This is a genomic window from Streptomyces sp. NPDC057486 (assembly GCF_042802415.1).
Classification (GTDB): domain Bacteria; phylum Actinomycetota; class Actinomycetes; order Streptomycetales; family Streptomycetaceae; genus Streptomyces; species Streptomyces yanii.
Window position 1 is genome coordinate 87,878 of sequence record NZ_JBHVEE010000008.1, and the last position, 15,435, is coordinate 103,312.

General features: G+C 69.5%; 16 protein-coding genes and 1 tRNA gene. 13 read left to right on the forward strand and 4 right to left on the reverse strand.

Annotated elements, in window-relative coordinates; translation table 11 throughout:
* The first annotated feature begins 97 nt into the window (after positions 1-97).
* From ACFU6I_RS06615 to ACFU6I_RS06630, 4 genes are all read left to right on the forward strand, one after another.
* A complete protein-coding gene (locus ACFU6I_RS06615) occupies positions 98-298 on the forward strand; it encodes a hypothetical protein (protein ID WP_376342482.1) in 201 nt (66 codons plus the stop codon).
* 187 nt (positions 299-485) lie between these two features.
* Positions 486-1,049, forward strand: coding sequence for a hypothetical protein (locus tag ACFU6I_RS06620; RefSeq protein WP_327249475.1), 564 nt, complete (start codon positions 486-488; stop codon positions 1,047-1,049).
* A gap of 93 nt (positions 1,050-1,142) precedes the next feature.
* Positions 1,143-1,571, forward strand: coding sequence for a tRNA adenosine(34) deaminase TadA (gene tadA, locus ACFU6I_RS06625; RefSeq protein ID WP_327249476.1), 429 nt, complete (start codon positions 1,143-1,145; stop codon positions 1,569-1,571).
* Between the two features lie 91 nt (positions 1,572-1,662).
* Positions 1,663-1,747 (forward strand) — tRNA-Ser (locus ACFU6I_RS06630).
* Positions 1,748-2,105: 358 nt separating this feature from the next.
* On the opposite strand, the gene ACFU6I_RS06635 is transcribed toward ACFU6I_RS06630, so the two are convergent.
* Together ACFU6I_RS06635 and ACFU6I_RS06640 are read right to left on the reverse strand one after the other, a co-directional pair.
* The gene (locus tag ACFU6I_RS06635; RefSeq protein WP_384362389.1) at positions 2,106-3,491 is read right to left on the reverse strand and encodes an FAD-binding oxidoreductase; all 1,386 of its coding nucleotides are present in this window, start codon (positions 3,489-3,491) and stop codon (positions 2,106-2,108) included.
* 45 nt (positions 3,492-3,536) lie between these two features.
* A complete protein-coding gene (locus ACFU6I_RS06640) occupies positions 3,537-4,514 on the reverse strand; it encodes an antibiotic biosynthesis monooxygenase (protein ID WP_384362391.1) in 978 nt (325 codons plus the stop codon).
* Positions 4,515-4,601: 87 nt separating this feature from the next.
* On the opposite strand from ACFU6I_RS06640, the gene ACFU6I_RS06645 reads away from it, so the two are divergent.
* Complete coding sequence (locus ACFU6I_RS06645; RefSeq protein WP_384362393.1) at positions 4,602-5,189, forward strand: nucleoside deaminase; 588 nt, start codon at positions 4,602-4,604, stop codon at positions 5,187-5,189.
* A 105-nt stretch (positions 5,190-5,294) separates the two neighbouring features.
* Here ACFU6I_RS06645 and ACFU6I_RS06650 read toward each other — a convergent pair whose 3' ends face one another.
* Positions 5,295-6,551: an ATP-binding protein gene (locus ACFU6I_RS06650; protein WP_384362395.1), complete on the reverse strand. Its 1,257-nt coding sequence runs from the start codon at positions 6,549-6,551 to the stop codon at positions 5,295-5,297.
* Positions 6,552-6,976: 425 nt separating this feature from the next.
* On the opposite strand from ACFU6I_RS06650, the gene ACFU6I_RS06655 reads away from it, so the two are divergent.
* The 5 genes from ACFU6I_RS06655 to ACFU6I_RS06675 all read left to right on the forward strand — a co-directional run bounded on the left by ACFU6I_RS06655 (position 6,977) and on the right by ACFU6I_RS06675 (position 10,570).
* On the forward strand, positions 6,977-7,141 hold the full coding sequence (locus ACFU6I_RS06655; protein ID WP_384362397.1) for a hypothetical protein: 165 nt from the start codon (positions 6,977-6,979) through the stop codon (positions 7,139-7,141).
* Positions 7,142-7,150: 9 nt separating this feature from the next.
* Positions 7,151-7,444 (forward strand): Dabb family protein, encoded by a 294-nt coding sequence (locus ACFU6I_RS06660; RefSeq protein ID WP_345512589.1) that lies wholly within the window; start codon positions 7,151-7,153, stop codon positions 7,442-7,444.
* 186 nt (positions 7,445-7,630) lie between these two features.
* Positions 7,631-8,587, forward strand: coding sequence for an RNA polymerase sigma factor SigF (locus tag ACFU6I_RS06665; protein ID WP_384362399.1), 957 nt, complete (start codon positions 7,631-7,633; stop codon positions 8,585-8,587).
* Positions 8,588-8,821: 234 nt separating this feature from the next.
* A complete protein-coding gene (locus ACFU6I_RS06670; protein ID WP_384362401.1) occupies positions 8,822-9,688 on the forward strand; it encodes an RNA polymerase sigma factor SigF in 867 nt (288 codons plus the stop codon).
* 57 nt (positions 9,689-9,745) lie between these two features.
* A complete protein-coding gene (locus ACFU6I_RS06675) occupies positions 9,746-10,570 on the forward strand; it encodes a hypothetical protein (protein ID WP_384362403.1) in 825 nt (274 codons plus the stop codon).
* Positions 10,571-10,593: 23 nt separating this feature from the next.
* Here the strand turns inward: ACFU6I_RS06675 and ACFU6I_RS06680 are convergent, their stop codons facing one another.
* Complete coding sequence (locus ACFU6I_RS06680) at positions 10,594-10,812, reverse strand: hypothetical protein (protein ID WP_384362405.1); 219 nt, start codon at positions 10,810-10,812, stop codon at positions 10,594-10,596.
* A gap of 609 nt (positions 10,813-11,421) precedes the next feature.
* On the opposite strand from ACFU6I_RS06680, the gene ACFU6I_RS06685 reads away from it, so the two are divergent.
* The 3 genes from ACFU6I_RS06685 to ACFU6I_RS06695 all read left to right on the forward strand — a co-directional run bounded on the left by ACFU6I_RS06685 (position 11,422) and on the right by ACFU6I_RS06695 (position 15,434).
* Positions 11,422-11,943: a MarR family winged helix-turn-helix transcriptional regulator gene (locus tag ACFU6I_RS06685; RefSeq protein ID WP_384362407.1), complete on the forward strand. Its 522-nt coding sequence runs from the start codon at positions 11,422-11,424 to the stop codon at positions 11,941-11,943.
* 23 nt (positions 11,944-11,966) lie between these two features.
* Positions 11,967-14,462, forward strand: a complete 2,496-nt coding sequence (locus tag ACFU6I_RS06690; protein WP_384362409.1) for an MFS transporter — start codon at positions 11,967-11,969, stop codon at positions 14,460-14,462.
* Between the two features lie 156 nt (positions 14,463-14,618).
* On the forward strand, positions 14,619-15,434 hold the full coding sequence (locus ACFU6I_RS06695) for a YceI family protein (protein WP_384362410.1): 816 nt from the start codon (positions 14,619-14,621) through the stop codon (positions 15,432-15,434).
* The last annotated feature ends 1 nt before the right edge of the window (position 15,435 follow it).

Consider the following 15,435-nt stretch of genomic DNA (forward strand, 5'->3'; position numbering starts at 1 on the left):
ACAGTAACCGGGCTCCCCCGCACCTGTGCGCTGGCATCAACCGCACGTTCGGAGGGAAGGTGAGGTCATACGGAGCCGGCCTTGGGGTGATGTGCGGATGGCGGACGGGGAGCAGCAGAAGCGGGACCAGCCGGCCCCGCAGGACGCGCCGGAGACCGAAGCGGAGCGCCGCAGACGGCGCGCCCACTTCCTCCGCGAGCTTCATGAGGCGAAGGCGCTGCGCGACCGGGTCCAGCCGCGCCGCGCCCGGGCCGCCCGAATGCGCCAAGCCATGCGGATGCGGACCTTCCGCTGGTAGCCCTCCGAGCAGCGGGACGACCCCCTCGGAGCAGTGTCCGCGACAACTGATCCACGACGCAACGGTCGAACTACTCTCGCAAACGCTCGGTTTCTGCCACGATTCCGATGGGCGGGACGCAGGACAGCCGGATCACCGGATGCCCTCCCGCCGGACCGACACCCCTATGACCAGTGGGAGAGTCACGGTGTACTTCGCCGCACTGCTCGCGCGCACCGAAGACGGGTGGGAAGCGAGCGACACGGAGCTCGACGATGTGGAGACCCTGTCCGATCTGACGGATCTGGCCCGTGAGGCCTCGGTGGACGAGGACACGGTGCTCGTCTTCATCGAGCAGGAGGACGCCTGGTTCGGCGTCATCCGGGTGGACGGTGAGGAGGACCCCCGTATCTACATCTCGGACGCGTCCGCCGCCGCCCGCTCCTCCTACGGGGAGATCCTGCTCACCGATGAACTGCTCGGCCGCGAACCCGGGGCCGAGGACTCGATTGCCGCCCTCGAAGAGCTCGTCAGCCTCGACGGTACGGAGGACGGCGAGCCGGACCACGCCACCGACAATCAGACCGACCACGACGACAACGACGACGACGGGCTCGACGCCGACGCCGTACCGACGGGTCCGCTCGGAGACACCGGGATCCTGTCCGATCTCGGACTCCCCGAGAAGGAGCTGCTGATGCTGCGCACGGAGGCCCTGGTGGAGATCGCGGACGCGCTGGGCGCGGCCGAGGTCCTGGAGACCGTCCGTTAGGGTCCGCGGGTGACCGCACCACCGGGCCCGCACGGACCGCACGAACCCCACGACCCGACGAACGATCCCGTACGGGACCCATGGCGGGCGGCCATGCGCCGCGCCCTGGACGAGGCCGCACACGCGGCGCAGGCCGGTGATGTGCCGGTCGGCGCCGTCGTCCTCGGCCCGGACGGCACCCTGCTCGCCACGGGACACAACGAACGCGAGGCGACCGGCGACCCGACCGCGCACGCCGAGATCCTTGCCGTCCGCCGGGCCGCCGAGGCGCTCGGCGCATGGCGGCTGACCGGCTGCACGCTGGTGGTCACCCTGGAGCCGTGCACCATGTGCGCGGGCGCACTCGTGCAGTCCCGGGTGGCCCGGGTCGTCTACGGGGCACGGGACGAGAAGGCGGGCGCGGCCGGCTCGCTGTGGGACCTCGTACGGGACCGGCGGCTCAACCACCGTCCCGAAGTGATCCACGGAGTTCTGGAGGACGCCTGTTCCGCCCAGTTGACGGCCTTCTTCCGCGACCGCTGACCCGGCGGCGCGCCCAGCCTCCGCCCCGGCTTCCGCACACACGGGAGAATCGGATTTCGACCCACGGCCTGAATGGTCTAAGCTCTCTCTCGGTAGCGTGTCCGAGCGGCCGAAGGAGCTCGCCTCGAAAGCGAGTGTGGGGAAACTCACCGAGGGTTCAAATCCCTCCGCTACCGCTTCGGAAGACCGCCTCTGATCCTGTGAAAGCAGGTCGGGGGCGGTTTTTCTCTGCCCCTGTGTGCAACACGCCGTGCCACACCCTGCCCGGCGAGACGGTCGGCCGGTGGGGCCAGGAGCGCTCCGGGGCAGCGACACACCGGATGCGGTCTCCGGCCCACGGCCGATCCGTGCGCCCCGGGGGTCGCCTTCCGTGACGATCTCTGTCGCTCTGTCGAGGCTCTCATGGAGGATCGCTGGCGTACCCGGACATCGAACCCCTCCCACCGACACGCCGTTCCGGTCGTTTCCCCGGCGCGCCCCCGGCGGCCGGACAGGAATCCCGGACAGGAATCAGGAGCGCCCGCACAGGGCACCTCATGTCACGGGCGCGAGGTAGGAGTGGAAGACGTTGTCCGGGTCCCACGTGAGCTTGAGTTCCTGCAGGCGGTCCCAGTCGGCGGGGGCGTACGAGCGCCGGGCCCGGGCGGCATCGGCTTCCAGGTCTGTTTCGGCGATGTAGTGGCCACCGCGCCCCGACGGGTCCGCCGCGGCCATCGTCTCGCGCAGCCACCTGCTGTTCGCTCCGTCCGCGGCCGGATCGTCCCAGATCGCGTAACAGACGAAGTAGGACTCGCCGAGCGTCGAGAAGGCCATGTTCCGCAGCAACGCCGGGTCGGTGGAGACGGGCTGCACCGGCGCGAGCACCAGGGATCTGCCGGAGGGGGCCCGGGCGACGGTGTCGGCGATGCGGGCCATCAGAGTCTCGTAGCTCTCCGCCGACCACAGCGTGTCCGCCGCGTAGCGATGCGCTCGCGGCCACAGCTGACCGGCGCCGTCGTGCAGCGCGGCGAAGGACGTCGGCTCGGGTGGCTGCCGGGAAAGGGCCCGCTCGGCGAACGGGCAGGCGTCCAGGGGTTCGAGAGCAGCGAGCGCCTCGTCCCGCGTCGCGGCGAAGGCAGTGGCGCCGACGGTGATCCGCGGCCCCGGCGGCGCCGTGGCCGTCGCCTCGCCGGAGGCTGCCAGGACGAGAGCCGTCTCGACGTTCGACGGCAGGTCACGCGCGGTCCGGACGGCCCATCCCGTCACGCGCTCGAGATCGGCCGACGGGAAGGTGAGGCCGGTGGTCGTGATGGCCGCGGGATGAGGGTGCAGACCGAGCCGGAAGCCGGTGACGACCGCGAACAAACCCGGCCCCGCGCCGCGGGCGGCCCAGAAGAGGTCGGCGTTCTCGGTTTCGCTGCAGATGACCGTCCGGCCGTCGGCGGTGACAGCCCGGATCTCCAGGACATCGGCGCATGCCGGTCCCCACGCACGGGAGTTCCAGCCGAGTCCGCCGCTCAGCAGGAAGCCGCCCACCGCGACGGAGGAGCAGTGCCCCACCGGGAAGGCCAGGTCGTGCGGGGCGAGGGCCTCGACGAGGTCCCGCCCGGTGATGGCGGGCCCCACCTCGGCCGTCGCCGACGCCGGGTCGACGCTGCAGTGCCGTAGCCGCGACAGGTCGATCAGCAGGCCACCGTCGCGGAGTTGGGAGCCGGACCAGTTGTGCCCGCCGGAGCGCGTGGAGACCTGCAGCCCCTGGGCGCGTGCCCAGGCCAGGGCCGGGGGGATGTCCCCTTCGGCGGCGGCCTGCAGGATGACCTCGGGAAATCGTTCCGGCAGGAGCCCGTTCCACACCGCGTCGGTCCGGGCGCGGTCGTAGCCGGGGCCGCCCCGTCGGATCAGTGTCCCCTCGATGGGGCCTGCGGGCGTCCGTTCAGGCATCACGACCTCCTCGCATGACCCGGCCGGAACCGGCTGGTGGATCGGTCAGTGGATGGTCAGGCCGAAGACGACGAGGAACAGCGCATAGCAGAGCACCACCACCGCGGCACCGGCCAGGTGGACGCGGTAGTTGCTCGCGCGGCCGGGCACCAGCCAGAAGGCGAGTGCCTTGTTCACCAGTGGCATCAGCAGCCAGGTCAATACGCTGACACTCAGCACGTTCCCGATGAAGAGGCCGATGTATCCGGGGACGCCGAGTCCGTCCAGCCAGTGCCCCTCGGTCAGGTTCAGGACCGTCACCGTGGGATAGAGCGCCAGGACCACGGTCATGGCCTGCTTCCAGTTGGGCGGTGCGTTGTCCTGCTCGCCCTCGCCGAAGCGGAACCAACCGCTGAACGCCGAGCCGACCTTGCGTACGTCGTAGGAGGTGAAATAGGTGCGGCCCTCCTCCAGCAGTTTCTGGCGGACATCAGATGCGAGCCAGTCGTCGAGGTGCTCGCGGGAGTCGAACCGGAAGACGACGACCCAGTGCTCCTGCACGCCCTCCACGGGCTTGAACAGCTCGGACCCCATGAATCCGGGTGACTTCGCCTGCGCCTTCAAGGCCTTCTCCTGCCAGCGCAGAAAACCCTCCTCCCGCCCTGGCTTCACCTCGTGGGAGATGACGGCCGTGACCACCTCCGGCGCCTGTTCGGCAGGGGCGCCGCCACGAAGAACCTCCTGCGTCGGGGATTCCTCGAAGAATTCCCGCCCTTCGTCGAGCAATTCCCGCCGTCTGCCCGAATCCAGCCAGGCGGTCAGGTAGTCCACGCCGGCGAAACGGAAGACCGCCACCCATTCATTCTCGTCGTCGGCTGCGGGCGGGTACACCTCGGCACCTTCGAACCCGTCGAATTCGCGCGCCGCTTCGTTCATCCTGTGCTGCCAGCGCTGGTACTCCTCGGCGCGACCTGCGCGCACCTTCTGCGAGGTCACAACGGTTGCGTTCTCGGCCGGCGGCTCACGGCTTGCGCGGAGGCTCACGGACAGTAGTTTAGTGGATGCATCATTTTATGGGCAAATCGGACAGTGGATTGCCCTTCCGCACGCTTGTTTCGTCAAGGGCTGTCGATGTCGATCGGAGACGTAGTGATGGAACGCAAGGAGCTCATCACCGAGGCGGTCCGACTGGCCACCGAGTCGGTGGAAAAGGGCTGGGGCGGCCCCTTCGGCGCGGTGATCACCCGCAATGGGGACATCATCGCCCGCGGACAGAACCGAGTGCTTCTCACCGGCGACCCCACGGCCCACGCCGAGGTCGAATCGATCCGCAAGGCCGTGCAGTGTCTCAACCCCGAGGCTCCGTCGATCTCCGAAGAGCACCAGAACGAGAGCACTCTGGAATACGTGCCCCGTGCCGACGGGTCACCGGATCCCGTGCCCGAGCGGGCGCGGATGCTTCAGGGCTGCTCGATCTACATCAGCGGCGCTCCCTGCCCGATGTGCATGAGCGCCATCTACTGGTCCCGGATCGATGCGGTGTACTTCAGCTGCGGCCTGGACGACACGCGCCGGATCGGCTTCGACGACGTCTACCAGTACGAGGACTTCAAGAAGCCGCTCGACCAGCGAAGGATCAGGATCGAGCAGATCCATCCCGAAATCGGCGCCCAGGCCTACGACTCGTGGACGAACAAGCCGGACCGGCACGCGTACTGAGGACGCCGGGGTCGGGGATCCACGCCACGCCGCGACGGTGCACGGTGGAGCGGGGCCGGGAAGGCGCTCCTCCCGGCCGAAGTGCTTCGACAGGGCGCTGCGGGTTCAGACTCGGGCGTGCGTGGTGATGTCGGCGGTGAACTCGGCGACGACGGCGGGGGTCACTGTCGGACGGCACTGGCGGAGCGCGGCGAGGTAGTCGTCGGTGTGCGCGCCCGCCTCCGGGACGTCGCGTTCGAAGGCAGCCTGGGCCGCGATCCGGGCCGCGTGCTCGATGTCGGCCGGGGTGAACAGCTCGCTGGCCGCGACGAGCGCGTCCAGATCGATATCGTCGCGCCGGGCGGAGTGGCGCGACCAGATCGCCGCGCGGGCGGCCGGGTCCGGGGTGCCGATGGGGATCAGGTAGTCGAACCGCCCGGGACGCAGGAAGGCCGGGTCGAGGGAGCGGATGGAGTTGGTGGCGCAGACCAGCAGCCGCTCGTCGCGCTCGCGGAAGCCGGGGATGAGCTTGAGGAGTTCGTTGGTGACGCCGTGCATCCCTGGCTCCGGGCGTGCGCCGCGTTCGGGGGCGATCTCCTCGACCTCGTCGATGAAGACCAGCACCCGCTCCAGTTCCCCGATCCGGGCGAAGGCCGTGCGCAGAGCGGCGGCGAGATTCCCTTCGTCCGCCAGCCGGGACGGCAGCAGTTCGACGAAGGGCCAGCCGAGGCGCGAGGCGATGGCTCGGGCGAAGGTGGTCTTGCCCGTCCCGGGCGGACCGAACAGCGTGATGGCGCGCGGCGGTATGACCCCGTGCCGGGCGGCACGCTCGGGTTCGGCCAGCGGCAGCACGATGCGACGCTCGATCAGGTTCTTCTCCGCCTCCATGCCGGCGACCTTGTCCCACAGATCACCGGACAGCACCCGGCCACCCAGCTCCTCCAGGAGGTTCGCCGCGGCGCCGATGGCCGATTCGGTCTTCTCGAAGTAGGCGACGGCCGGCCTCCGCGTGTAACCGGCTTTCTGCAGGCCCTCGCCGAGCAGTTCCTCCTCCGGCAGGACGTAGGCGATGCGGCGTACCCGGGCCGCGATCAGCCGGCGTTCCAGCTCCATCAGCAGCGCGCTGGCCAGGCCCCGGCCGCGCCAGGTCGGTGAAATGGCGATCCGCGTCACCCAGGCCCGGCCCTCGGACACCTGGGCGAGGGCCGCGCCGATGGGCTCGCCGCGATGGACGGCGACCACCGCGGGCTGGCGGGACGTCAGGGCGCTGATGCACTCGGCCAGAGAGAAGACGGACTCCTGGCCGAGATCCGCGGTCGTGTCGATGAGATGAACGACCGCCGCCAGGTCGTCCTCGCGGTAGTCATGGATGAGCCAGTTCACATGCCTCTCCTCGCCTCGGGTGGTTCGGGAGACGCTAGAGCGCGGGCCGGAGGACGGTCGCGCTCCATTGCGGACAACGGAGCGGCCGCAACCGTACGAACAGGAAGCGGTGCGAACGGCGGACTCCGGCTACGCACGGCAGGCTCCCAGGAGGGGGGCCACCGCTCGGGGACGACCACGCCCTGTCCGCCGGTTCGGCGCTCACAGCCAGCGGCCGCGCGTCGGGACACCGACGCGCGGGGTGGTCCGTCCGCGCTTGATCACGTCCGCCGGCAGCCCCCTCCTTCGGCCGGGGCCACACACCTGCCGAGGCATCGGGCCGGGTGTGTGATCGCAAAACCCATCGGAAACCCCCATCGGATACGGCCATTCGTGCGGATAGAATCGCCCGACTGCACAGGTGATCGAAGGGGAGGCAGGGGCTGATGGGGCAAGCGAAGAAGATCGCGCTCTACATGGTTGCCGTCTTCGTGCTCTACACGATCATCACGTCCCCCGCCCGGGCCGCGGACCTTGTCCAGGTAGGGTTCGAGGGCATTTCGAGTGCCGCACAGGGCGTCGGCGATTTCATGTCCGAGCTCGTGAAGTAGGAGTACCCCATGATCCGCCATCTGGTCCTGTTCAAGCTGAACGACGGCGTGAAGCGTGACGATCCGCGCGTCGTCGCCGGGGCGAAGGCGTTCCAGGAGCTCGGAGGGAAGATCCCGGAGCTGGAGTTCTGGGAGTGCGCCTGGAACATCACCGACCGGCCGATCGCGTACGACTTCGCCATCAACTCCGCGGTCGCCGACGAGGACGCCCTGGGGCGCTACGTCGCACACCCGGCCCATCAGGCAGCCGCCGAACAGTGGCGGGCTTTCGCCACCTGGGTGATTGCCGACTACCCGTTCTGACCTCCGCGGTCCCGGAACCCACGAGCCCCTCACCATTTCGGTGAGGGGCTTTTCCATGTGTTTAAACCAGCGTGACCTCAACACGACATTGCACGGTGCTTGCACACAGTGGACCTGTCTTGTGATGCTATGACCGCTTTTGACGGATGAGTTGACCGAAGTTGACCGCAAAGGGGTGGCCTCACCGTGCCGGCCAATACAGCGCCTCAAGTGCCTCCCCAGATCGTCCAGAACGACGATGCCCAAGCCGCCCAAACAGCCCAGTCCGATGAGTCCACTCAGTCCGATCGGTCCACACGGTCCGCCGGGGCGACCCGGGCCGCCCCGGCGGCCGAGAGCGTCCCGACCGAGACGACCGACGGCACGACGCCCGCCAGGACCCGGGGCGCGGACACCAGGGCCCTCACCCAGGTCCTCTTCGGCCAGCTCAAGGAGCTGGAACCGGGGAGTGCGGAGCACGGCAGGGTGCGGGCCGCGCTGATCGAGGCGAACCTCCCCCTCGTGCGGTACGCCGCGGCGCGCTTCCGGAGCCGCAACGAACCCATGGAGGACGTCGTCCAGGTCGGCACCATCGGGCTGATCAACGCCATCGACCGGTTCGACCCCGAACGCGGCGTCCAGTTCCCGACCTTCGCGATGCCCACCGTCGTCGGCGAGATCAAGCGGTACTTCCGGGACAACGTGCGGACCGTCCACGTGCCGCGGCGGCTGCACGAGCTCTGGGTGCAGGTCACCGGCGCCACCGAGGACCTGACGACCGCGCACGGCCGCTCGCCCACCACCGCGGAGATCGCCGAGCGGCTGAAGATCTCCGAGGAGGAGGTGCTGGCCTGCATCGAGGCGGGACGCTCCTACCACGCGACCTCGCTGGAAGCCGCCCAGGAGGGCGACGGGCTGCCCGGACTGCTCGACCGGCTCGGCTACGAGGACCCCGCTCTCGCCGGGGTCGAGCACCGTGACCTGGTCCGTCATCTGCTCGTCCAGCTGCCCGAGCGCGAGCAGCGGATCCTGCTGCTGCGCTATTACAGCAACCTGACGCAATCACAGATCAGCGCCGAATTGGGCGTTTCCCAGATGCATGTGTCAAGACTGCTGGCCAGAAGCTTCGCGCGACTTCGATCCGCAAACAGGATCGAGGCGTAACCGGATCGGGTGAACCGATCAACGTCCCTCCCAGGCGGCCTGAATGCCGCACACCCCCTGTTAACTGCGCATACGCCACCTGGACTTGTCGACATGTCACTACAGCGTGTTGCCGACATGTGACATTCTGCGTGAACCGCGTTTGCCGCAGCCCCGCCTCCGGTATTCAGGTGGAGGCTGCGTTCCTCCGATGGTCGTGGCTACCGCGACCGTCCGCGACCTCAAGGGGGTGGCATGTCCGCAGAACAGGGCAGCTCGAAGGTGCTCACGCTCACGAAGAGCGCACCCGCACCCGTTGTGCTCACCAGCTCGTCGGAAGCCATCGACACCCGCACTCTGTCCCGCTCCCTGTTCCTGCGGCTCGCCGCCCTGGGTCCCGAACCGGGTCCCGACGGAACGGACAGCCCGGAGCGTGCCTACGTGCGGGACACACTCATCGAGCTCAACCTCCCGCTGGTGCGATACGCCGCGGCGCGGTTCCGGAGCCGTAACGAACCCATGGAGGACATCGTCCAGGTCGGCACGATCGGCCTGATCAAGGCGATCGACCGGTTCGACTGCGAACGGGGCGTGGAGTTCCCGACGTTCGCGATGCCCACCGTCGTCGGCGAGATCAAGCGCTTCTTCCGCGACACCTCCTGGTCGGTGCGGGTGCCGCGACGGCTCCAGGAGCTGCGGCTCGCGCTGACGAAGACCAGCGACGAGCTGGCTCAGAAGCTCGACCGTTCGCCGACCGTGCCGGAGCTCGCTGCGGCGCTCGGGGTCTCCGAGGAGGACGTGGTCGACGGCCTGGCCGTCGGCAACGCATACACCGCCTCCTCACTGGACTCGCCCTCCCCCGAGGACGACGGCGGCGAGGGCTCGCTCGCGGACCGGCTCGGCTACGAGGACTCCGCGCTGGAAGGCGTCGAGTACCGCGAATCGCTGAAGCCGCTGCTGGCCAAACTCCCGCCCCGGGAGCGGCAGATCATCATGCTGCGGTTCTTCGCCAACATGACCCAGTCGCAGATCGGCGAGGAGGTCGGCATCTCGCAGATGCACGTCTCACGCCTGCTGACCCGGACGCTCGCCCAGCTCAGGGAGGGACTCATCGCCGACTGACCCACGCGCAGTCGTGCGAGGGTTCCGATTTGACGGACCGTCAGCCACACTGGCGCGATGCGACGTCAGACATTCGGCTCGACCGGCCGCCGGGGCACCGTGATCGTCGCCTCGGCGGCCGTGCTGTGCCTGGGCGGAGCACTCGCCGCCTGCGGCGCCGGGGCGGGCGACAGAGGCGGCTATGCGGCAGTCGGCGCGGCGGGCAGCGGACCGGAGGAGGCGCCCGAGGGTGCGGTCGCACCTTCGGGCAGGGTGACGCTGATTCCGCTGGACGGGGAGGGCGACGGGGGCAAGGAGCCGAAGCCGGGCTCCTCCGCGGCAAGCGGTGACACCGGCGGTACGGGGGGCACGGGCAGTGGTGCCGGCGGTGGCGCGGCCGACCTCACGAGCGGCGGTGCGCAGCCCTCCAGCGGATCCGGCGGCACCACCGGGGGCGCTGCGGGCTCCGGGGGCGATACGGGCTCCGGGGGCAGTACAGGCGGCAGCGGTACCGGTGGCACGGCCACGGGCGGCGCGGGGGGCGGCTCCGCGACTCCCACGACCCCGTCCGTACCGGGGTCCACCGCACCCGCGGCACCTGCCGTCCTGACCCTGGGCTCACCCGAGCGGGAGGCGGCCGATCACCGCTGGTGCGAGAAGGTGACTGTCGAGTTCCGCAACACCGGCGGCTCACCGGCCCGGTCGGGAACGGTCACCTTCGCCACGCACATCATCGGCGGGCTCGGGATCGACTGGGCGACCGTGGAGACGACCGCGCCGCTGCCCGCGCCGATCGACGCGGGAGCGGCGCGGGAGAAGACGTACACCGTCTGCGTGGACGCCTGGCGGGTGCCCCTGGGCATGCATGTCGAGACCCGGGACGTCACCGCCGTCTGGAAGTGACGGACGGGAAGGGCGGGGTCGGGTCAGCTGAGCGCGAGCCAGGCGACCGCGCCGAGGATGACGATCACCGCGACGACGGCGACGATCACTCCGGTCTTCGGTCCGGACGACGCGGCCGGCTGCTGCCGGCGCTGCGGCTCGCCCTCGTCGACGAAGGCGCGGAACATCTGGGTGCTGCCCGCGGGGTCGTAATTGCCCTCGGGGCCCTGGGGGTTGCCATTTACCGGCGGCTGATTACGCATGAATGCATTCCCACTCGATCGGGTGAAGTACTCGTCGGATACTGCGATATGAAGCCTGTGGAACTGTAGCGTCGTCACGTGGGAAAGGATCCTGCGGCCAACGCTCAACCCCTCTCGCACCAGGGCCTCTGCCCGCCACGGACTGGATCACGCGCGTGACGCGTGCCGCCACCGGGGCGCGAAAGCGGAGAATCAGGTCACCCAAGACCGTTCGGGATGGCCCGTCAGACGCACAGCACCTCGCACCGGGCGCCAAGGAGCGGTTGTGTGCCATGGGTGAGGACCCTAGCGGTCCGACGGCGCCTTATGCCCCTACGGGGCGACGGCCGGGCCCCGAGTAGCGCTCGGGGCCTACTGCCGTTTCGGGGCCACCGTCCATACATCGCCGGTGCCGGCTCCACGCCCGCAGGGCGCACCCCACCGTCGGCATGTGGCACGAGACACACGTCCACGAAATCCGCCCGGCGCAGCCTGGGCCCTTGACTCGAACCCGACGCATCCTTTTGCGTTCCTTTACTCCTGCAAGCTGATTTTCGTTTGCCTGCAGCAACCAATGAATCTATGGTTGCCCTAAGCAACAAGATGCAGTGACAACCGTCTGGGGGTCCCGTGGCCGCACGGAGTCAGTACGAGGAACTGGCCCGGCAGCTCAGCGCCATCGGGGCCGTCAAACGCGGACTCTCGCGCATCCTCCCTGCTGAATGCCCTGGCGGATCCGCCGCGGTACTGGCGCTGCTCAGCCAGCACGGCGAAATGCGGATCAGCAGACTGGCCGAGCTGATGGCCGTCGACATGTCGGTCACCAGCCGACATGTCGCCCACGTGGCCGAGCGCGGCTGGATAGAACGGTCTCCGGACCCGGCGGACAAGCGGTCCCGCATCCTGCGGCTGACCCCCGCGGGCAACGCGGTACTCGGTGACCTGAACCGGCGGACCACCGAAATGTTCGCCCACAACCTTCAGGAATGGTCCGACGACGAGGTCGGACAGCTCAACACGTTGTTGGCCCGGCTGCGTGACAGTTTCGCCTGTCGCGGTTCCGGTGGGTGCGCCCCCGGAAGGCACAGCCACGAGTGCCGCACGCGGCCCGCCGACAGCGACGACGACTCGCACACCCGTACACCCGTGTAACAGAAGCAAAGCAAAGGAACTCAATGGCTACGACCACACCAACCGGTGTGCGGGGCGGCCACGCCAAGCACGGAGGAAGCCCTTCCTCCGACGGCGCGCCGATGACACACCGGCAGATCATGGAAGCACTGGCCGGGCTGATGCTCGGCATGTTTGTCGCGATCCTGTCGTCGACCGTCGTCTCCAACGCTCTCCCCGAGATCATCTCGGACCTCGGTGGCGGCCAGTCCGCGTACACCTGGGTCGTCACGGCCTCGCTGCTCGCGATGACCGCCACCACTCCTCTGTGGGGCAAGCTCTCCGACCTGTTCAGCAAGAAGCTGCTGGTCCAGATAGCGCTCGTCATCTACGTCCTGGGCTCGGTCGTCGCGGGTCTGTCGACCAGCAGCGGCATGCTCATCGCCTGCCGTGTCGTCCAGGGCATCGGCGTCGGTGGTCTCTCCGCCCTCGCCCAGATCGTGATGGCCGCAATGATCGCCCCGCGCGAGCGCGGTCGCTACAGCGGATACATCGGTGCGGTGTTCGCCGTCGCCACCGTCGGTGGTCCGCTGCTCGGCGGAGTCATCACCGACACCAGCTGGATGGGCTGGCGCTGGTGCTTCTACGTCGGTGTGCCGTTCGCCGTCATCGCGCTGATCGTGCTCCAGAAGACCCTGAAGCTCCCGGTCGTCAAGCGTGAGGTCAAGGTCGACTGGACCGGCGCGTTCTTCATCAGTGCCGCCGTCTCGCTGCTGCTGCTCTGGGTGACCTTCGCGGGCGACAAGTACGACTGGCTGTCCTGGCAGACCGGCGTGATGCTCGCAGGTTCCCTGATCCTCGCCCTGCTCTTCGTCTACACCGAGTCCCGGGCCAGCGAGCCGATCATCCCGCTGCGCCTCTTCCGCAACCGCACCATCACGCTGGCCTCGCTGGCCTCGCTGTTCGTCGGTATCGCGATGTTCGCGGGCACGGTCTTCTTCAGTCAGTACTTCCAGCTGGCGCGGGGCAAGTCGCCGACGATGTCCGGCGTCATGACGATCCCGATGATCGCGGGTCTGTTCATCTCCTCGACGGTCTCCGGCCAGATCATCACGAAGACCGGCCGCTGGAAGGCCTGGCTGGTCAGCGGTGGCTTCCTGGTCACCGCCGGGCTCGGCCTGCTGGGCACCCTCCGGTACGACACGGAGTACTGGCACATCGCCGCCTTCATGGCCGTGATGGGTCTCGGCATCGGCATGATGATGCAGAACCTGGTGCTCGCCACGCAGAACCAGGTCGCTCCGTCCGACCTCGGCTCGGCCAGCTCCGTCGTCACCTTCTTCCGTTCCCTCGGTGGTGCGATCGGCGTCTCGGCGCTGGGCGCCGTCATGGCGAACCGCGTCACCCACTACGTCAAGGAAGGCCTCGCGGACCTCGGTCCGAAGGGCGCGGCCCTGGGTCACGGCGGCACCGGCGGCGGGGGCATCCCCGACCTGGACAAGCTGCCCGCACCGTTCCGTACGGTCGTGGAGAGCGCCTACGGGCACGGTGTCGGCGACGTGTTCCTGTACGCCGCTCCGGCCGCGCTGATCGCCTTCCTCATCACGATCTTCATCAAGGAGGTCGCGCTGAAGACGAACGCGGCGAACGACGCCCCGGTGGCGGCCGATGCTCCCGCCGAGGTTCCCGCCGCGGTGCTCGCCGAGGTCCCGTCCGGTACTGCCGCTCCGGTCTCCGGGAGCACGGCCGGGGTCACCTCGGTCGACACGCTCGAAGCTCCGGTGGCAACCGTGCAGGGCACCCCGGTGAGCGGTGTGGTGCGGGGCGCCGAGGGCGCACCCGTCGCCCGGGCCGCGGTCACGCTGATCTCGCTGGGCGGCCGGCAGCTGGGGCGCTCCGTCGCCCAGGCCGACGGCAGCTACCGTCTGGACGCGCCGGGCGCCGGCAGCTACGTCCTGATCGCATCCGCCGACGGCTTCCAGCCGCAGGCGTCCACCGTGGTCGTCGGTGACCAGCAGCTGTCGTACGACATCCTGCTCGCCGGTACGAGTGGCCTGGCCGGGACCGTGCGGGGCGCCGAGAGCGGTGATCCGGTCGACGGCGCCATGGTCATCGTGACCGATGTGCGCGGTGACGTGCTGGCCACCGGCAAGTCCACCGGGGCCGGCGAGTTCACCTTCGCCGAGCTGGTGCCCGGCCCGGTGACCGTCGCGGTGAACGCCGCCGGCTTCCGTCCGCTGGCGCTGCCGGTGGAGATCGGCGGCCAGGGTGTCACCCGGGTCGACGCCGTACTGCAGTCCGGTGCGCTGGTGCAGGGTGTCGTGCGGGCCGGTTCGGCCCGCCGGCCGCTCCCGGACGCCCGCGTCACGCTCGTCGACGCGGCGGGCAATGTCGTCGCCACCTCGACGACCGGGGAGGACGGGGCGTACGCCTTCGCCGACCTGGACGCGGGCGAGTACTCGGTCATCGCGACCGGCTACCCGCCGGTGGCCGGCGCGCTGACCGTGGCCGGTCGCGGGGTCGACGGCCACGACATCGAGCTCGCCCACCCCGGCGAGTGATCGAGTAACACAGCCCCCTGGTGGACAGCGCTTCGAGCGGAGAGGCTGCCCCCGGTGGAAATGGGCCCCGGTGGTGGGTACGGCAGGCAGGGGACGGCCTGCCGTCCCCGCCCCGGGGCCCGACTCACTGAGTCATTGAGCAAGGAGAGAAACGGGATGGGACTTCGCGCACAGGTACGGACGCGGGACGGCTGGGCCGTCCAGCACGCCGTCGTGACGGTGACCGACATGACCGGCACCCAGGTGCTGCGAGCCGCCGCCGACGAGGACGGGGCGGTACGGACCGACGCCCTGCTCCCGGCCGGCGCGTACACGGTGATCGTGACCGCGGTCGGGTACGCCCCCGCCGCGTCGACCGCCCTCGTCACGGCGAGCGGGCGGGTCGAGGCCGGCACGGTGGTGCTGGCCCGCCAGGGCGGCGTGGAGCTGCCGCCGCCGGGCGCCTGGTCGCTGGACCCGGCGCACTCCTCGGTGGGCGCGGTCGCGCAGCACCTGGGCATCTCCAGCGTGCACGGCCGGTTCACCGAGTTCGGCGGCCGGATCGAGATCGCCGAGGAGGTCCACCGCTCCCGAGTCGACGCCGTGATCAGCGCGGCCAGCATCGACACGGGCAACGGCATGCGGGACAAGCACCTGCGCTCGCCGGACTTCCTCGACGCGGACCGGTTCCCGGAGATCACGTACCGCTCGAACGGGCTCACCCCGGCCGGCCCCGACCGCTGGACCGTGCACGGCCTGCTGACGATGCGCGGCGTCGAGCGCCCGGTCGACCTGAACCTGAGCTACCTCGGCACCGGTCCCGACCCGTGGGGCGGGGTGCGCGCGGCGTTCAGCGCAACGGCAGAGCTGCGCCGCGACGATTTCGCCATGAACTACAACCAGGTGGTGCAGGCGGGCATCTCGGCGATCGGCACGACATTGCGGGTGGAACTGGACATCCAGGCCGTGCAGGGCGAGAACCTGCCGTCGTAGT